Here is a 16,829-nt window from a genome sequence, read left to right on the forward strand (position 1 = left end):
CGCGCTAAGCCGACCTACGCAACTCATCTGATATCTATCATGCATCGTTTTTTTCACCGTGCGCTTGTCCTGGCATCCAGCACTATCCTCCTCTCCGCCTGCGCCAGCTTTCCCCACGGCGCGCCGATTACGGGCCTGCGCCTGATCGGCGAGCAGCGCATCGCGCTCAAATACGTGTTCGAGGGCACCACGGTGGGCGGCTTGTCCGGCATCGATTACGATGCGGCCAGCAAGAGCTGGGTGATGGAAAGCGATGACCGCTCGGAAATCAATCCGGCCCGCTTCTACCGCGCCGCCTTGAACTATGACAGCAAGGCCTTCTCCAGCGTGAGCCTGAGCAGCGTGCATTTCTTCACGCAGCCCGACGGCAACCGCTATCCGAACCTGGCGCATGCCAAACTGGACCAGGGCGATCAGGTGGCCGACATCGAAACCATCCGCGTCGATCCGCAGGATGGCAGCCTGTGGTACGGCAGCGAAGGCAACCGCAAGGTGGGCTTGCACCCGTTCGTGCGCCACGCCGACGGCGGCGGCCGTTACCTGGCCACTTTGCCGACACCGGTCATGTTCAATGTCTCGAAGGAAGAAGTCGGCTCGCGCAACAACATGAGCTTTGAAGCGCTGTCGTTTGCCAGCGATGGCAAGAGCTTGTGGCTGGGCATGGAAGCGGCCCTGTACCAGGATGGCCCGCTGGCCACGCCCGATAACGGCTCCGTCGTGCGCATCACGCGCCTGGACCGCGCGGGCAAGGTGTTGGGCCAGTACGCGTATCCGATTGAACCCGTGGCGTCGCGGCCCGCGCCGGGACGTGAAGCGGACAATGGCGTGTCGGAAATCCTCGCCGTCAACGATCATCAGGTGCTGGTGGTGGAGCGGGCCGGCGTGGCCAACGCGGACGGCGTCTACAGAAACCACGTGCGCATCTACGAGATGGATACGGAGGGCGCCACCGATGTGCAGGCGCTGCCGGCCCTGGCGGGCGCGACCTACGTGCCGGCGCGCAAGCGATTGCTGCTGGACCTGGAAAAGATCGGCCTGGCACGGGTCGACAATATCGAAGGCATCAGCTGGGGCCCGCGACTGGAAAACGGCCGCCGCAGCCTCGTGTTGATTTCCGATGACAATTTTAATCCGCAGCAAGTCACGCAAATCCTTGCCTTCGAAGTGCTCTAGTTTCCACGCTGGCCAGCTGCTTCGTCTGCCTGGCCAGCATCGCCGTGATCGTGTCGTGCGGCGACGGGTGGCCCAGGAAATAGCCTTGCACCATGTCGCAGCCGTATTCTTCCAGCATCACCAGCTGCTCGTCCGTTTCCACGCCTTCGGCCACCACCACCATCTTCAATCCATGCGCCATGGCGATGATGGCGCGCGTGATGGCCGCGTTTTCCGCATCCTGCGGCAAGCCGGCGATAAAACTCTTGTCGATCTTCAAGGCCCGCACGTCGAAGCGTTTCAAGTAATTCATTGACGAATAGCCCGTGCCGAAGTCGTCGATCGACAGGTACACGCCAATGCCGCGCAATTGCTCCAGGGTCACCATGGTGGCGCGCGCATCGTCCATCAAGGTTCCTTCCGTCAATTCCAGTTCCAGCAGGCGCGCATCTAGCCCCGTGTCGGCCAGGGCCGAGAGCACGATCTGCATCAGGTTTTCATCCTTGAATTGCTTGGCCGACAGGTTCACGGCCATGCGGATGGCACGCCCGCCATGGCTTTGCCATGCCTTGGCCTGGTTGCACGCCGTGCGCAACACCCATTCGCCGATGGGCACGATCAGCCCCGTTTCCTCGGCCAGCGGGATGAATTCGGTGGGTGAGATGATGCCCCGCTCCGGATGGCGCCACCGGACCAGCGCTTCCACGCCAACGATCTGCGTGCTGGGCACGTCGATCTGCGGCTGGTACAGCAGGTACAGCTCGTTGTTCTGCAAGGCTTTCCTCAAGCCCACTTCCATCTTGACGTGGCTCATGATTTCCATCGTCAGCGAAGAGCTGTACAGCTTGGCGTTGTTCTTGCCGCAATTCTTCGCGTGGTACATGGCCGTGTCCGCATATTTGAGCAGCGAGTTGCAGTCCTCGCCATCTTCCGGATACAGCGAAATGCCGATGCTGGCCGTGACGAAAATCTCGTGCGCCTCGATCATGAACGGGCGGCGCATGGCTTCCTTGACCCGGTGCGCCACGTTCAGCGCATCTTCCACCCGCTCCAGGTCGGGTATCAATATCGTGAATTCGTCGCCGCCCAGGCGCGCCAGGTTGCTGCCGCCGGAGATACCGCCCAGCTCGTATTCCGCGCGCAGCACCAGGTCGCTGGGGCGGATGGTTTCGCGCAGGCGTTCGGACACCACCTTGAGCAAATGGTCCCCCACGTCGTGGCCCAGGGTGTCGTTGATGCGCTTGAAGGCGTCGAGGTCCATGAACAGCACGGCGAATTTCTTGTCGTGCTCTTTCGAACGCACCAGTTCGCGTTCCAGCGTTTCCAGGAACGCTTGCCGGTTGGGAATGCCCGTCAGACTGTCGCAATAGGCGAGGCGACGGATCTGCTCTTCCGTACGCTTGCGCTCGCTGATGTCGCGCACCAGTCCCAGCACTTCATCGGCCCCCGTCGCCACCAGGCGTGCTTCGAAATGGCGCGTGCTGTCTTCGTGCGTGAGCGTGTAGTCGACCGAGCCGATGTGCTGCGTGGCCAGCACGGCGTGCGCCTGGTCGAGCAGGCGCGCGGCGATTTCGGACGGCAGCACTTCGCGGATATGGCTGCCCACGCAGTCGCTGAGGGAAAGGCCGGCGCTGGCGTCGTGTCCCTGTTCGTAGTCGAGATAAAAACCTTCGCGGTTGAGGCGAAAGAAGGTGTCGGGGATGGCGGCCAGCACGGCGCGGTTGTGCGCGTCGGCGATGCGCAGGCGGGCGATGGCGTCGCTGGCGCGCAGCACGTACAGCACGCGGTGTCCGAGGATGGGCCAGTTGATGGGCTTGGAAATGAAATCCGTCGCGCCCACCTCGTAGGCGCGCGTGACGGCTTCCAGTTCGTCGCCGCCCGTGACCATGATGATGGGTACCGTGCCGCCCACTTCCTGGTGGCGGATTTCGCGGCACACGGCAAAGCCGTCCATGGCCGGCATGTCGACGTCGAGCATGACGAGGTCCGGCCCGCTGTGCTTGTAGCTGGCCAACGCTTGCACGCCGTCTTCGGCCTCGATCACGTCCAGGCCCACCTGCGTGAGCATTTGCCGCATCAGCAAGCGCATCACGGGATCGTCGTCGGCCACCAGCACCAGGCCGCGGGGAGGGGAGAGGGGCGCTGTCATGTCAGTGTTCCTTCACGAGGATGGCGTTCAGCGATTCGCGTACGGTCAAGAAGGCTTGCTGCATCTGCTGCAGCAGGGCAGCGGCACCTTCGGTGCCGCCGGCGCGGCCCAGTTTTTCCATCTCCTTGCACAGCTGCGCCAGGCCGTCGGCGCCCACGTTGGCGCTGCCCGACTTGAGGCTGTGCGCCACCTTGCGCAGCGCTTCCGCATCCGCGCCGGCAATCGCTGCGCGCATGGCGCTCAACTGGCGCGGCGTCTCGCTGGTAAAGGCGAGGATGACCCGTTCGAGCAGCGCATCGCCATCCATGCCGGACAGGGCGCGGATGTTTTCCAGCGCCTGCCGGTTCAGCGGCTGGCCGGCGGGCGCGGTCTCGGGTGCGGCCTCGGGCGTGGGGGGCGGCTCCGCTGGTGGCGTTTGCAGCTCCGGCAATTCGCTGTGGTGCACGGTGGCCGCGCGCGGCAGGGTGATCCAGCGGGCAATCGTGTGGCCCAGGTCCTGCTGCGTGAACGGTTTGCTCAGGTAGTCGTCCATGCCGGCCGCCAGGCACGCTTCGCGGTCGCCCTGCAGGGCATTGGCCGTGATGGCGACGATGGGCAGCACGCGCGCGTGGCCGCACTGCTGTTCGTGGCGGCGGATTTCCGCCGTGGCGGCAAAGCCATCCATCACGGGCATCTGGCAATCCATCAGGATCAAATCGAAATCCTCGGCCTGCGCCGCCTGCAAGGCCTGTTCGCCGTTGCGCGCGCAGACCACGTCCAGGCCCAGGCTGTCGAGCATGGCCAGCGCCACTTCCACGTTGACGGGATTGTCCTCGGCCAGCAGCACGCGGCGGCGCTGGCGCCGGCCCACCTGCCGCGCCGCATGGGGCGGATGGATGCGCATGCCCTCGCTGACGCGCGGCGGCGTGACGATGCAGTCGAACAGGTCGCATTCGCGGGCCGGCTTGATCAGCTGGAAGGCCACGCCCGCCTCGCGCCGCTGCACCGGGTCGGCCGCCGCCTGTTCGGTACTCAGCAGCAGTAATTTGAGGTCGGCCAGCAGCGGGTCGCTCTTGATGGTGGCGGCCAGGGCCAGGCCGCTGGTGCGCGGCAATTCCATGTCGAGCAGGGCCACGCCATACGGGGTGCCCGCCTGAGCGGCTGCGTGCAGCTTGGCCAGGCAGTCGCTGGCCGTGCCGGCGCTGTCGCTGACGATGTGCCAGCTGGCCAGTTGCCGCTCCAGCACGGCGCGCGTGGCCGGTGTGTGGTCGACGATCAAGGCGCGTAATCCTCGCGTGGTTTTCAGGTTGAAGGACGGGTCGTCGCTGTCGACTCGCCGCTTATCGAAATTTACTTCGAACCAGAAGATCGATCCTTGCGTTAAAGCATTATCAACGCCGATAGTGCCGCCCATCAGCTCGACCAGCTGTTTCGAGATCGTCAGTCCCAGGCCCGTGCCGCCGTGCTTGCGCGTGGTCGAGCCGTCCGCCTGCGAGAACGATTCGAAGATGCGCGTCTGCGCTTCGCTCGATACGCCGATGCCCGTGTCGTGCACCTCGAAGCGCAAGCCCACGCTGGGCGCGTCTTCGCTGCAGACGGTCACTTTCACGGTGACCTTGCCCGTTTCCGTAAACTTGATGGCGTTGCCCAGCAGATTGACGATGATCTGGCGCAAACGGTTCGGGTCGCCGCAGATGGCGATGGGAATGTCGTAGGCGATGTCGAATTCCAGGCTGATGTTTTTCGCTTGCGCCTGCGGTGCGAACACGTGTTCTATATCGTCGAGCAATTCGCGGAAATTGAAGCGGATGTATTCCACGCTCAGCTTGCCCGCTTCGATCTTGGAAAAGTCGAGGATGTCGTTGATGATCACCAGCAAATTCTGTCCCGAGCGCTGCACCATGCTCGTGTAATGGCGCTGCTGCGGGCTCAAAGGGCTGGCCAGCAGCAGTTCCGTCATGCCCAGCACGCCATTCATCGGCGTGCGGATTTCATGGCTCATGGTAGCGAGGAAGGCGCTCTTCGCCTGGCTGGCCGCCTCGGCCGCATCCTTGGCCTTTTCCAGCTGCGCCGTGCGCACGCCCACCTGGCGCTCGAGCTGGTCGCGGTAATTGGCCAGGGTGCTGTCACGGCTGTCGATCTGCGCCAGCATGTCGTTGAAGCTGTCGATCAGCACGCCCAGCTCGTCGCTGCGCTGGTGCGCGATGCGGTGGCTGTAGGTCTGGCTGCTCGACACTTTTTGCGCCGTATCGATCAGCTTGGTGATCGGTTCGGCAATCACGCTCTTGAAGCGCCGCGCGAGGAAGACGGCGATCAGGAAGGACAGCACGGTGGCGCCGCCGATGGCGCCCACGTGGCGGCCGATGTCGCGCCACATGTGGTTCAGGTCGGCCTCGATCAGCACGGCGCCAATCAGCTGCTGCGGCTCGCCTGGCCGGTAGACGGGGCGGTACAGACGCATGGCGGGCGCCAGGGCCGTGCCCGTGCCTTGCGTAATGGGCTGCACGGCGATGTCGGCCAGCAAGGCCGGGTCCAGGCCTTCCGGCGCTGCCAGGCCATCCGCATGCTGCGGCGCGCGGTACAGGGCGAACAGGCGCCCGTTCCGATCGAACAGGGCCGCCTGGGCGATCTCGTCGCGCGCGGCCAGCGCGGCCAGCACCTGTTCCGCCTGCGGCTGAGCTGATTTCCCCGCCAGCAAGGGCGCCGCGCCGGCCGCACCGATCACGCCCGCCAGGGACAGCAACTGCTTGCCTTCATCGTCCTTGTGGCTGAGCACGGACGTCAGCGCAAACGCCACGAACACCAGCAGCAGCGCGCAGCCCGACGACAGTACCGAAATCATGGTCAGCTTCTGGCTGATGCTGGAGCGTTGGAAATTGAACATGGTTGCGGCGCTTCTCCGGTCGGCCTGTTGACTGTTTTTTAATTTCCTATTGGAAAAATATAGACGCGAAGACACACCACGATATTGATGTGGGTCTAAGGAAGGAGAGGGGAGGGAAACTTATACGAGATGAAACAAATAGGGCGGTCCCGCAAGACCGCCCTCAAATTATTGCTGAGCTACAACACCTGACCCAGCCGTATCGAGCGGAAGGGAGAGGTGGCCGAGAAGCGCAACCGTACTAAAGTACGGTGAGCATCGCAAGCCGCCTATACCGACGCGCAGCAGGTTTGGTCCGGTGTCCGCTAACAGCAGCCGCCACGCTTACCGGCGCCACCGTAACGGGCTTCCTGCCGTTCGCGGAAGAACTCTTCATACGTCATCATCGGCTCGCCGGGATGGGTGACTTCCCGGTGCGCCACATAGGTGTCGTACTCGGGCAAGCCGCACATGAGCCGCATGCTTTGCCCCAGATACCGTCCAGCCTTGATGATTTCGTCGATCATCATTGCACCGTGGGCAAGGCCTGGAACGGCGTTTCCTTGGTGCTCGGCTTGCTGTCGGCGCGCGCCTTCATGATGGTGCGGATGCCGAAGAACAGCACGCTGACGACGACCACCACGAAGAAGGCGGCCAGGCCGGCGTCCAGGTAGTCGTTGAAGATGATCTGCTGCATCTGCGCCACCGACTTGGCCGGTGCCAGCAGGGTGCCTTCATCGAGCGCCGCCGAATATTTCTTGGCGTGTGCGAGGAAGCCGACGCGCGGGTTGGCGTCGAAAATCTTTTGCCAGCCCGCCGTCAGGGTGCACAGCAGCAGCCAGATGGTCGGCGTGATGGTGACCCACGCATACTGGCCACGTTTCATCTTGAACAGCACGCACGTGCCGAGGATCAGCGCAATCGCCGCCAGCATCTGGTTGGCGATGCCGAACAGCGGCCACAAGGTGTTGATGCCGCCTAATGGATCGACCACGCCCTGGTACAGGAAATAGCCCCAGGCCGCCACGCACAGGCCCGTGGCCAGCAGGTTGGCGATGACGTTTTCCGTCTGTTTCAAGGCAGGCACGAAGCTGCCCAGCAAGTCTTGCAGCATGAAGCGGCCGGCGCGCGTGCCCGCATCGACTGCCGTCAGGATGAACAGCGCTTCGAACAGGATGGCGAAGTGGTACCAGAAGGCCATCATGGCCTTGCCGCCGATGGCACCCGAGAGAATCTGGGCCATGCCGACGGCCAGGGTCGGTGCGCCGCCGGCGCGCGAGATGATGCTGTGCTCGCCAACGTCCTTGGCCGTCTGCGTCAACATTTCTGGCGTGACATAGAAGCCCCACTGCGAGATCGCCTGTGCGGCCGACTCTGCCGTGGTGCCGATCAGGGCGGCCGGGCTGTTCATGGCGAAATAGATGCCCGGCTCGATGGTCGAGGCGGCCACCAGGGCCATGATGGCAACAAACGATTCCATCAGCATGGCGCCATAGCCGATGAAGCGGGCATGGCTTTCGTTTTCAATCATCTTCGGCGTGGTGCCCGAGGAAATCAGTGCGTGGAAGCCGGAGACGGCGCCGCAGGCAATCGTAATGAAGAGGAAGGGGAACAGATTGCCCGACCAGACGGGGCCGGAGCCGTCGATGAACTTGGTCATGGCCGGCATTTTCAGGTAGGGCGCGACGACGATGATGCCGATGGCCAGGCCCAGGATCGTGCCAATCTTGAGGAACGTCGACAGGTAGTCGCGCGGCGCCAGCAGCAGCCACACGGGCAGGACCGAGGCGATGAAGCCGTAGCCGATCAGCATCCACGTCAGTTCCGTGCCCGTGAACGTGAACATCGGGCCCAGCACGGCGTGTTCCTGCACGTACTGGCCGCCGATGATGGCCAGCATCAGCAAGACGAAGCCGATGATGGAAATCTCTCCGATGCGGCCCACGCGGATGAAGCGCGAATACACGCCCATGAACAGGGCGATGGGAATCGTCGCCATCACGGTGAAGCTGCCCCATGGGGAGCCGGTCAGCGCCTTGACGACGATCAATGCCAGCACGGCCAGGATGATGACCATGATCATGAAGCAGCCGAGCAAGGCGATCATGCCGGGGATTTCGCCCAGTTCAGCCTTGATCAGGTCGCCCAGGGAGCGGCCGTCTCGGCGCATGGAAATGAACAGCACGATGAAATCCTGCACGGCGCCGGCAAACACGACGCCAGCAAGAATCCACAGCATGCCGGGCAGATAGCCCATCTGCGCGGCCAGCACGGGGCCGACGAGGGGACCGGCGCCGGCGATCGCCGCGAAATGGTGGCCGAACAGCACATATTTGTTGGTCGGCACGTGGTCGAGGCCATCGTTGTGCTTGAAGGCCGGCGTCATGCGGCGTGCGTCCAGGCCCAGCACCTTGTCGGCGATGAACAGGCTGTAGAAACGGTAGGCGATCAGATAGACGCAGACGGCGGCGATGACGATCCAGATCGCACTGATCGGTTCGCCACGTTGCAGGGCGACGACGCCCAGGGACCCGGCGCCTGCCAGCGCAAGCGCTGCCCAGCCGAGCTGTTTGAAAATGCGGTTCATGCTTCCTCCAGAGATGTGACGGGCGCTGTGCCGTGCGAAGATGTGTGCTGCCGAGCCTGGTCGTCGCCAGTTTGGGTGTGAATCGGGTGTATCTGCAGCTTATGGCGAGTATTCAGGAATCGTATAATTGCCGCAAGCGCAGCACTACGCAGTAACGCTCAGTATTACTACGCAGACCGATTGCCGCGCCGCGACGTAAAATCACGCATTCCCACCAGCATCGACGCCGCCGGAGCGCGCAAGGCCATGAAACTCAGACAGAAAGTCATCTTCCTGGCCCTCACGCCGCTCATCCTCGCCCTGTGCGCCATCGCGTTTGCCGTGCGGCACCAGGCGATTACCCTGGCGGAACAACAGCGCGCCACCATCCAGCAAGCGTATTTGGCCAGCAAGGAAGCCGAACTCAAACATTACGTGACCCTGGCCAGCCATTCCATCGCTTCCCTGTACCAGTCGGGACGCAAGGATGACGCCACACAAGAGGAGGCCAAGCGCATCCTGTCCGCCCTCAGCTATGGCGACGATGGCTATTTCTTTATCTATGATTTGCAGGGCAAGTCGCTGATGCATCCGCGCCAGCCCGAGCTGGTAGGGCAGAACCTGTGGGAATTGCGCGACGCCGAAGGCAATTTGACCATCCAGCGCCTGATGCAGCGGGCCAAGAGCGGCGGCGGTTTCGAGCGCTACAACTGGATCAAGCCGTCGACGAACAAGTCCGCGCCCAAGCTCGGCTATGTGATCCTGATGCCGGAATGGGGCTGGATGATGGGGACCGGTATTTATATGGATGACGTGGACCAGGCGCTGGCCAAGGTCGATGCCCAGCAATCGCGCAATATCCGCTCGACCATGGAGCTGATCGCCGCCATCGCCATCCTCGGCTCCTTGCTGGTGGCCGCCTGTGGCCTCGTGCTGAACTTGCGCGAACTGCGCGTGGCCGACGCCAAGCTGAAAGTGCTGGCGCAGCGCGTGGTCGAGTCGCAGGAAGAAGAGCGGGCGCGGCTGTCGCGCGACTTGCATGACGGCATCAGCCAGTGGCTCGTCTCCATCAAGCTGCAGATCGAGGCGGGCATCGCGCGCCTGGGCGGCAATGCAGAACAGAAAGACAAGGCGCCCGCCACCTTCGAGCGGGCCGCCGAGCAATTGAACAAGGTGCTGGGCGAGGTGCGGCGCATTTCGCACAACCTGCGCCCGGCCATTTTGGATGACCTGGGCCTGGCCGCTGCGCTCGACCACCTCGTACATGAATTCAATGACAGCAGCAGCGCGCAAGCCAGTTTCACGGCCAGCCCCGCAGCGGCCGGCGAGGGTTTGCCCGACATGGTGAATACCGTGCTCTTCCGCATCGCCCAGGAAGCGCTGACCAATTGCGAGCGCCATGCCCACGCCCGGGGCGTGGAAGTGAGCCTGCACGAGGCGGGCAAGGCCGTGGAATTGCGCATCCAGGACAATGGCGGCGGCTTCGATTTCGACGGCATCGCCCTGCACCCGCAGCGTGGCATCGGCCTGCGCAACATGACGGAACGCATGGAAGCCATCGGCGGCAGCCTGCACATCACCTCGTCTCCGGCCGGCACCGTGGTGCTGGCGCGGCTCGAGCTTTCCTCCACATTAAAATAGACAACCATGACCGAGAAGATCAACATCCTGCTGGTGGACGACCACCCCCTCGTGCGTGACGGCTTGCGCGCGCGCCTGGAAGCGGTCGCGCATTTCGACGTGGTGGCCGAGGCGGGCGGCGCCGACGAAGCATTGAGTCAGGCGCGCACGCACCAGGTGGACCTCGTGCTGATGGATATCAATATGCGCGGCACGAACGGCATTGAAGCAACGGCGCTGTTCAAGCAGGCGTTTCCGCAGATTGCCGTGCTGATCCTGTCCATGCACGACAAGCTCGAATATGTGTCGCAAGCCATCGCCGCCGGGGCGCGCGGCTATGTGCTCAAAGATGCTCCTGGTAAAGATATTGTGTTTGCCATCGAGACGGTGATGTCCGGAGGCATTTATTACAGCGCGGCCCTGGCACGGCAGCTATCTCGGCCGCAAGTGCACGATTCCTTCCTCACGACGCGCGAGCAGCAGGTGCTGCAGCACATCGCCGGGGGGCAGTCGAACAAGCAGATCGCCCGTGCGCTGGACCTGAGCGTGCGCACGGTGGAGACGCACCGGCTGAACATCAAGCGCAAGCTCGGTATCGAAGGGCAGGCTGAATTGATCAAATACGCGGTCGAGCACGCGCATGGCGGCAGCGCCTGAGCAAGCGTGCGCGGCGCCGTGTTGTTGCCTAAGCCGCATGCCAGGCGGGTCTTGCGGGGGAATGTTCTTTTTGAACATCTATTGCCAAAATTAAACTGTTTCGTGGGTGAGATTCGGATAGAATGATTCTCGCTGTCGAGGGCATCCCTGTCGGGCCAGGGTTGCCAATGCTGGTCAGTTTATTTACTATGGCGCCCTACCCACACTGAGATACCGATGTCAGCGTCTGAATCAAACCTGTTTCCGTTGGTGGGATTACAAGCAGTGGCCAATGCTCATAACGAGTGGGTCGCTGTCACCCTGCATGGTCCGCAGGCCTGGACGGCGCCGCTGCTGGCGGCGCTGGCCGCTGCCGATGCGTATGCCTTCCTGGCGCCGCTCGACTGCATCCTTCCCCTGGCCGACCCGCATGGCGTGGACGAGGCCGTGCTGGCGCAACTGGCGCCGCAACGCACCATTTTCCGCTTGCCGGCCCAGTTTGCCGGTGACAAGCAACTCCAGAAAAAATGCCGGCAATGGCGCGACGCCGGCTACCGCATCCTTCTCGATGGGGCCGATGCCAGCCCCGTGGTGGCGGCACAAGTCGAAGCGCGCGCGCTGAGCTTTGATGCGACCGGCGCACGCCCGGCCCTGCATCAGCTGCTGCCCTTGCCGGGGCCGCACCTGGCCTACAACATCGCCGACGCGGGGCAGATTGCCGCATTGCAAGAACTCGGCGTGAGCTGGTTTGCCGGCGATTACGCCTTGCAGCATGCACGCCAGCAAGGCGAACCGGAAGACGCCACGTCGCGGCGGCGGCTGATGGCGCTGCTGGGTCTGCTGGCCCGCGATGCGGACGCGCACGAGCTGGAAGTGCCGCTCAAGCAAGACCCGTCGCTCAGCTATCATTTATTGAAACTGGTCAATTCAGCCGCCTTTGGTTTCACGGCGCCGATTACCAGCTTCAGCCAGGCCATCACCCTGCTGGGCCGGCGCCAGCTGCAGCGCTGGCTGCAATTGTTGCTGTATGCGCGGCAACAGGACGATGGCAAGATCCACGCGCTGCTGCCGCTGGCGGCCGTGCGCGCGGCGCAGATGGAAGCGCTGTGCCAGCTGCGCGGCGGCGATCGCGACGCGCAGGACCTGGCCTTCATGGCAGGCGTGTTTTCCCTGCTCGACGTTCTGCTGGGCATGCCGATGGCGGATATCATCGCCACCTTGAACCTGGCGCCGGAAGTGAGCGCCGCCTTGCTGGAACGCGACGGCGAGCTGGGCACCCTGCTGGCGCTGGTCGAAAGCGCCACGCCGCCGCCCGAGGGCTTGCGCCGCGCCGGCATCGATGGAGAAACCTATTGGCGCAGCCTGCTGCAGGCCTACCAATGGGCCATCCAGGTCAGCCGGAACCTCTAGCATGGCCTTGTTTCCGGTGTCGGATTTCCTCGGTGACAGCGCCGCCCTGTGCGACGCCGTCGTGCGTTTGCGCGGCCCTGCGCTGGTAGCTGAGCTGGGGCGTATCGCCAGCACCGTGATGGCCAGCCCGCATGGCCAGTTCCTGCCCGCGGCCAGCACGGACGCCGCCGCGTCGGCCGCGCCGTTTCCCCGCGATACGCCCGCCTTGCTGCAGGAAGTCAGTTTCGATGGCCACTGCTTCGGCCATTACAGCGTGGCTGGCCGCCCGCTGTATAACGACGCCGACCGCCGCCACTTGGCCAGCCTGGCATCGCTGACGGCCGGCGTGCTGCAAGTGCATTCGCTGGCGCAACGCTCGACCCATGCCTACGCGCAAGTCGAAGCCTTGCTGGCGCAGCAGACGCAAATCCTCGACCAGTTGCACGAATCCGTGCTGACGATGGACTTGACGGGCTACATCACCAGCTGGAACAAGGGCGCCGAGCGTCTGTTCGGCTACACCTCGGTGGAAGCCGTGGGGCGCAACATCCTGTTCCTGTACGACGACGAAGACACGGGTTTCCACGACGCCTTCCTGGAGCAGGGCGGGCGCCTGATGGAGGTGCGGCGCCGAAAGAAGTCGGGCGAGATCTTCTGGGCCAGCCTGTCCCTGTCGCCGCTGCAAGACCTGGACGATAAGCCCATCGGACTCATCGCCTACCTGACGGACATCACGGAACGCAAGCTGGCCGAAGAGCGACTGCACCACCTGGCGTATTACGACCCGCTGACCAGCCTGCCCAACCGCACCTTGCTGGCCAAGCTGGTCGACCAGGCCCTCTCCGTGGCGCAGCGCAGCAAGATGCTTGGCTGCGTGCTGTTCATCGACCTGAACCGTTTTAAACTGATCAACGACACCCTGGGCCGGCGCATCGGCGATGAACTGCTGCGCCAGATCTCCCTGCGTTTCCGCCAGGTATTGCGCGACCAGGATCTGGTGGCGCGCCTGGGTGGCGACGAGTTCGCCGTTGGCCTGTTCGACATCGGCCAGCATTTCGAGGCCAGCATGGTGGCGCAAAAGCTGCTGTCCTCGCTGGTGGAGCCGTTCCTGATCGAAGGCCACGACCTGCGCGTGGGCGCCAGCATCGGCATCAGCGTCTATCCGCAAGACGGACAGGACGCGGAAACCCTGCTGCGCCTGGCCGACATTGCCATGTACCGCGCCAAGCAGGACAGCGGCGGTGAAGCGGAAAGTGTGGCCTTCTACAGCCAGGACATGAACCTGGGCATGCAGGCACGCATGCGCCTGGAAACGGGCTTGCGCCAGGCCCTGTCGGAGCAGCAACTGCTGCTGCACTATCAGCCGAAATACGCCTTGGCGAGCGGCCGCATCATCGGCGCCGAAGCGCTGGTGCGCTGGCACCACCCGCAGCACGGCATGATCCCGCCCGCCGAGTTCATCCCCCTGGCCGAATCGACGGGCCTGGTGGTGCAAGTGGGTGAATGGGTGCTGGAAGCGGCCTGCGCCCAGGCGCAAGCATGGAAACTGGCCGGCCTGCCGCCGATCCGCCTGGCCGTCAACGTCTCCGCCCGCGAATTCACGGCAGCCTTGCCCGCCAGGGTAGCAGCGACCCTGGCCCGCTACGGCCTGGAAGCTACGTGGCTGGAACTGGAAATCACGGAAAGCACCCTGATGCACAACATCGAGAGGGTCATTGGCATCATGGACCGCATCACGTCGCTGGGCGTGGCGCTGTCCCTGGACGACTTCGGCACCGGTTACTCAAGCCTGTCCTATTTGAAGCGCTTCCCCATCGATACGTTAAAAATCGACCGATCATTTACCACCGGCATCCCCACCGACGCCAGTGACTGCGCCATCGCCAGCACCATCATCAGCATCGCCCAGCAACTGCACCATAAAGTGATCGCGGAAGGCGTGGAAACGGCCGAGCAACTGGCCTTCCTGAAGAGTTCCGGCTGTGACGAAGTGCAGGGCTACCTGTTCTCGCGCCCATTGCCGGCAGGAGAGTTCGAACGGGCGCTGCGGGAAAACTGGGGCGTATAGTCCAAGCGTGCCCGCTCTTTCCTGTCAGGCAAACGGTGCTAGCCATTGGTAAGCCACCGACCTTTATGTATAATGCTGCCATCAGGAAGCGTGGCCGAGTGGTTGAAGGCACTAGTCTTGAAAACTAGCGACGGGTTACACTGTTCGTGAGTTCGAATCTCACCGCTTCCGCCAGAAAAAATATGTAAGTATTTGATTTTTAAAGATTTTTTATTTTCTCCCCGTTCATGGGAGAACTTTTTGAAGTCTGACTTATCAAGACTATTGTCATACGTTGCGGAAATTGTTTCCGCAACGCCTTCTTGGGTATTGTACTCATGCCTTCTAGAAAATTGTCTTTCGACAACATTTTCTTCCTTTCTTGCCGAGCGCTCTTCGTGCTGCGTCCTGAATCCAATATGTCCGCATCGTTAGTGTACGATTGAGGTGGGCCTCATTTTTTTTCAAAATACTTGCTTTACCGAGTGATGCCCGCATATTTGTTCAAGTGTGGGGATTTTTGTTTGCTGTGCATACATCAGCCGCATTGGCAATAAAACAATGAAAATAATGTCATGTAAGGTCAAGCTTTACCATCAAAGAAAACAAATTAGAGCCAATCGGCTTCTGATTAGAGCTGCTGGTATGTTGCGAAATGTTGAATACGTTCGTTTACTTGAGAAAAGTCGTAGGCGACGACCTGTAAGAATTTTAGCTCCAGCGTATTTGATTTTGAATGACGATAATCATCGAGAAAATTTAGTGGTATTTCTTCGGGATTTGGAAAGAGAGTTGAAGTCTGGATTTAAGGTAATAATTGATTTTTCGCCGACAATTAAGCTGCATCCTTGTGGGACACTTTATCTTATTGCTAATTTAGATGAGTTTTTGGCGGAGTACCCGGGTTCATTGAGTTGCAAACTGCCTAAAGATAATGTCGTTGAGCAATTATTTCAACACGTCGGATTGCTCTCTAAGTTGGGCAGAGCTTCGCGATTAGCCGTTACTGCTTCTAATGTGGTTAATTGGCATTATGCTACAGGATCTGATGCTACCACGAATACTTTTAAAGCGCTCCTAATGCAGCATGGGGATGCAATGGGCGGGATTTTAATTCGCTCAAATTTATATGATTGTATGAGTGAAGCCGTTACTAATACAAAGAAACATGCTTATCCGAAAGCAATTGGGAGTTTAAATAATTGGTGGATGTTTTCCCAGGCTAGTGGAGATATTCTTCAAGTGGCGATTTGTGATCTGGGAATTGGTATTCCTCGTTCCTTGTTGGAAAAGCCAGAAATGAAGGATTATTTCAGAAAACTCTTTATGATTGGTCGCCAGTCCAGTCATGATAAAACATTAATTAAGATAGCTAGTAGTACAAATCGCTCTAGTACGGGTCTCGAATATCGGGGAAAAGGTTTGCCTCAAATGCTTGACTTTATTAAAAATCAAGATAATGGTGGATTTCGAGCACAGAGCGGATCGGGGAGCTATACTTATAATGCCTTCTCGAAGAGACAAAAAGAAGTTACTCATAAACAATCTATTAAAGGCACCTTGGTACAATGGACATTGAAGTTAAAATCCTAATGAGGGGTTTTGGATTATGAAAAAATTATCTGTCGCAACTGAGTTTTCTGAGTTTCCAGCTGGACGTGTGCCGGATGACGGCCCAAATTCCGGAGAGAGATTTAGAGAAGAGAAGTTGTTGCCTCTTCTTAATGGTTCTGGGGATAGAATCGAAATAAATCTCGATGAAACTATGGGTTATGGGTCTTCTTTTTTGGAGGAGGCTTTTGCTGGACTATTGCGAAATAACGGAAAAACCGAGAGGGAATTAAGGGATCGTTTGGTTTTTGTTGATTCGCGAATAATTTATGAGCTAATGATTTGGGATTATATTGCAGAGGAGCAGGCCCGTGCCCGGTGAATGTAATCCAACTTACTTAGAAGTCATAAGGATAATATTGCCATCTATCATGGTGGTTATTGGCTGGATTGTTGTTTATAGGTTGCAGAGAAAATCAAATTTCAAGCAGGATGCTCGGAAAGATTTGCGAGCAAGATTAGATAAGTTGGACTCTGACCTGAAAAGCCTTCGGGATTTTTGTATTGAATATTATACTGATGAAAAGAAGGGTTTTGAAGTTTCTACCCAAGTAAAGGTAGTTGTGGAGGATATTCGGCGACAATCATACATTCTTTCAAATAATTTCTTAAAAGATGTTGAGAAACCTAAGATGGGAACTTACTTAAAGAATTTGCATAAGGCAGCGACTGGAGGAACATTTGAATCAAAGGTTAGGTTGCCTTTGGATTCAAATGATTTGCAATTAAATTCTTTGTTTATTAGTTCTGCTCAGCTGCTAAATTTGTTTGAAGATGGTTTCTTTCGTACGTATCCTCCACTAGTGGAAAAATAACT

12 protein-coding genes and 1 tRNA gene are annotated in these 16,829 nt (G+C 60.2%); 9 read left to right on the forward strand and 4 right to left on the reverse strand.

Annotation, left to right across the window (positions count from 1 at the left end):
• Positions 1-39 precede the first annotated feature (39 nt).
• A complete protein-coding gene (locus VM94_RS04270; protein WP_046682336.1) occupies positions 40-1,173 on the forward strand; it encodes an esterase-like activity of phytase family protein in 1,134 nt (377 codons plus the stop codon).
• On the opposite strand, the gene VM94_RS04275 is transcribed toward VM94_RS04270, so the two are convergent.
• The 4 genes from VM94_RS04275 to VM94_RS04290 form a co-directional block, all read right to left on the reverse strand.
• Entirely contained in the window at positions 1,142-3,301 is a 2,160-nt protein-coding gene (locus VM94_RS04275; RefSeq protein ID WP_046682337.1) for a putative bifunctional diguanylate cyclase/phosphodiesterase, read from the reverse strand. The genes VM94_RS04270 and VM94_RS04275 overlap by 32 nt on opposite strands.
• Position 3,302: 1 nt before the next feature.
• Positions 3,303-6,164, reverse strand: coding sequence for a hybrid sensor histidine kinase/response regulator (locus VM94_RS04280; protein ID WP_046682338.1), 2,862 nt, complete (start codon positions 6,162-6,164; stop codon positions 3,303-3,305).
• A 305-nt stretch (positions 6,165-6,469) separates the two neighbouring features.
• On the reverse strand, positions 6,470-6,670 hold the full coding sequence (locus VM94_RS04285; RefSeq protein WP_010396213.1) for a YbdD/YjiX family protein: 201 nt from the start codon (positions 6,668-6,670) through the stop codon (positions 6,470-6,472).
• A complete protein-coding gene (locus VM94_RS04290) occupies positions 6,670-8,730 on the reverse strand; it encodes a carbon starvation CstA family protein (protein WP_046682339.1) in 2,061 nt (686 codons plus the stop codon). Before VM94_RS04290 ends, VM94_RS04285 begins: the two co-directional genes overlap by 1 nt.
• A gap of 246 nt (positions 8,731-8,976) precedes the next feature.
• Here VM94_RS04290 and VM94_RS04295 point away from each other — a divergent pair, with 246 nt between their 5' ends.
• From VM94_RS04295 to VM94_RS28075, 8 genes are all read left to right on the forward strand, one after another.
• Positions 8,977-10,350 (forward strand): cache domain-containing protein, encoded by a 1,374-nt coding sequence (locus tag VM94_RS04295; RefSeq protein ID WP_046682518.1) that lies wholly within the window; start codon positions 8,977-8,979, stop codon positions 10,348-10,350.
• A gap of 6 nt (positions 10,351-10,356) precedes the next feature.
• On the forward strand, positions 10,357-10,986 hold the full coding sequence (locus VM94_RS04300; RefSeq protein WP_046682340.1) for a response regulator transcription factor: 630 nt from the start codon (positions 10,357-10,359) through the stop codon (positions 10,984-10,986).
• Between the two features lie 264 nt (positions 10,987-11,250).
• Positions 11,251-12,375: an EAL and HDOD domain-containing protein gene (locus tag VM94_RS04305; RefSeq protein WP_313902968.1), complete on the forward strand. Its 1,125-nt coding sequence runs from the start codon at positions 11,251-11,253 to the stop codon at positions 12,373-12,375.
• Position 12,376: 1 nt separating this feature from the next.
• Positions 12,377-14,422 carry a putative bifunctional diguanylate cyclase/phosphodiesterase gene (locus VM94_RS04310; RefSeq protein ID WP_046682342.1) on the forward strand — a complete coding sequence of 682 codons (2,046 nt, stop codon included), beginning with the start codon at positions 12,377-12,379 and terminating at the stop codon, positions 14,420-14,422.
• Between the two features lie 84 nt (positions 14,423-14,506).
• Positions 14,507-14,596, forward strand: a tRNA-Ser gene (locus VM94_RS04315).
• A gap of 366 nt (positions 14,597-14,962) precedes the next feature.
• Positions 14,963-15,994 (forward strand): hypothetical protein, encoded by a 1,032-nt coding sequence (locus VM94_RS28070; protein ID WP_138828885.1) that lies wholly within the window; start codon positions 14,963-14,965, stop codon positions 15,992-15,994.
• Between the two features lie 16 nt (positions 15,995-16,010).
• Positions 16,011-16,334 (forward strand): STAS-like domain-containing protein, encoded by a 324-nt coding sequence (locus VM94_RS27675; protein WP_082127553.1) that lies wholly within the window; start codon positions 16,011-16,013, stop codon positions 16,332-16,334.
• Positions 16,335-16,371: 37 nt separating this feature from the next.
• The gene (locus VM94_RS28075) at positions 16,372-16,827 is read left to right on the forward strand and encodes a hypothetical protein (RefSeq protein WP_138828884.1); all 456 of its coding nucleotides are present in this window, start codon (positions 16,372-16,374) and stop codon (positions 16,825-16,827) included.
• Positions 16,828-16,829 lie beyond the last annotated feature (2 nt).

This window comes from Janthinobacterium sp. KBS0711 (genome assembly GCF_000988085.1).
Classification (GTDB): Bacteria; Pseudomonadota; Gammaproteobacteria; order Burkholderiales; family Burkholderiaceae_D; genus Janthinobacterium; species Janthinobacterium lividum_E.